The sequence below is a fragment of the Clostridium sp. 'White wine YQ' genome (assembly GCF_028728205.1).
GTDB lineage: Bacteria > Bacillota > Clostridia > Clostridiales > Clostridiaceae > Clostridium_T.
The window spans coordinates 1-1925 of sequence record NZ_JAQYUU010000019.1 but is presented as its reverse complement, the minus strand read 5'-3'; the positions used below and the strand labels follow the sequence as shown (position 1 = coordinate 1925).

The 1925-nt window shown below is 51.7% G+C and carries 1 rRNA gene; it reads left to right on the top strand.

Annotation, left to right across the window (positions count from 1 at the left end):
• A 23S ribosomal RNA gene (locus PTZ02_RS19600) occupies nt 1–1925 on the top strand; the annotation flags it as partial.

Below are 1925 nucleotides of genomic sequence, written 5' to 3'. Positions count from 1 at the left end.
AACCTTATCAAACTCCGAATGCCATATACTATGAGTCCGGCAGTCAGACTGCGAATGATAAGATCCGTAGTCAAAAGGGAAACAGCCCAGATCGTCAGCTAAGGTCCCAAAGTGTAAGTTAAGTGGAAAAGGATGTGGGATTTCTAAGACAACTAGGATGTTGGCTTAGAAGCAGCCACTCATTAAAAGAGTGCGTAATAGCTCACTAGTCGAGAGATCCTGCGCCGAAGATGTTCGGGGCTCAAACTTACCACCGAAGCTACGGGCTTGCTTATGGCAAGCGGTAGAGGAGCGTCGTAATCGGGCTGAAGTCGTACCGTAAGGAGCGGTGGACTGATTACGAGTGAGAATGTTGGCATTAGTAGCGAGATGTGAGTGAGAATCTCACAGGCCGAAAACCTAAGGTTTCCTCAGGAAGGCTCGTCCGCTGAGGGTTAGTCGGGACCTAAGCCGAGGCCGAAAGGCGTAGGTGATGGACAATCGGTTGATATTCCGATACCACTACCATCGTTATTACCGATGGCGTGACGCAGGAGGATAGGGTGTGCTAGCTATTGGATGCTAGTCTAAGCACTAAGGGAGTTAAGATAGGCAAATCCGTCTTAACAATTCTGAGGTGTTATGGGGAAGTCCATTTTGGATGAAGTACCTGATTCCACGCTGCCAAGAAAAGCGTCTAGGGAGAGAAGTAGTGCCCGTACCGCAAACCGACACAGGTAGGTGAGGAGAGAATCCTAAGGCCGGCGGAAGAATTGCAGTTAAGGAACTCGGCAAATTGACCCCGTAACTTCGGGAGAAGGGGTGCCTACGAGAGTAGGTCGCAGAGAATAGGCCCAAGCAACTGTTTAGCAAAAACACAGGTCTCTGCTAAAGCGAAAGCTGATGTATAGGGGCTGACGCCTGCCCGGTGCTGGAAGGTTAAGGGGAACACTTAGCGCAAGCGAAGGTGTGAACTTAAGCCCCAGTAAACGGCGGCCGTAACTATAACGGTCCTAAGGTAGCGAAATTCCTTGTCGGGTAAGTTCCGACCCGCACGAATGGCGTAATGATTTGGGCACTGTCTCAACTGCAAATCCGGCGAAGTTGTAGTGCAAGTGAAGATGCTTGCTACCCGCGATTGGACGGAAAGACCCCGTAGAGCTTTACTGTAGCTTAGCATTGAGTTTCGATATTGTCTGTACAGGATAGGTGGGAGACTAGGAAGCTAGGGCGTCAGCCTTAGTGGAGTCATCCTTGGGATACCACCCTGACAGTATTGGGATTCTAACTGGACACCATGAATCTGGTGACAGGACATTGTTAGGTGGGCAGTTTGACTGGGGCGGTCGCCTCCAAAAAAGTAACGGAGGCGCTCAAAGGTTCCCTCAGAAGGGTCGGAAATCCTTCGAAGAGTGCAAAGGCAGAAGGGAGCCTGACTGCGACACCTACAAGTGGAGCAGGGACGAAAGTCGGACTTAGTGATCCGGTGGTACCTCGTGGGAGGGCCATCGCTCAACGGATAAAAGCTACCTCGGGGATAACAGGCTGATCTCCCCCAAGAGTCCACATCGACGGGGAGGTTTGGCACCTCGATGTCGGCTCGTCGCATCCTGGGGCTGAAGTAGGTCCCAAGGGTTGGGCTGTTCGCCCATTAAAGCGGCACGCGAGCTGGGTTCAGAACGTCGTGAGACAGTTCGGTCCCTATCCGTCGCGGGCGTAGGAAATTTGAGAGGAGCTGTCCTTAGTACGAGAGGACCGGGATGGACTGACCTCTGGTGTACCAGTTGTTCCGCCAGGAGCATAGCTGGGTAGCTAAGTCGGGAAGGGATAAACGCTGAAAGCATCTAAGCGTGAAGCCCACCTCAAGATAAGATTTCCCATAGCGTAAGCTAGTAAGATCCCTTGAAGAACACAAGGTTGATAGGTGAGGGGTGTAAGTGTGGTAA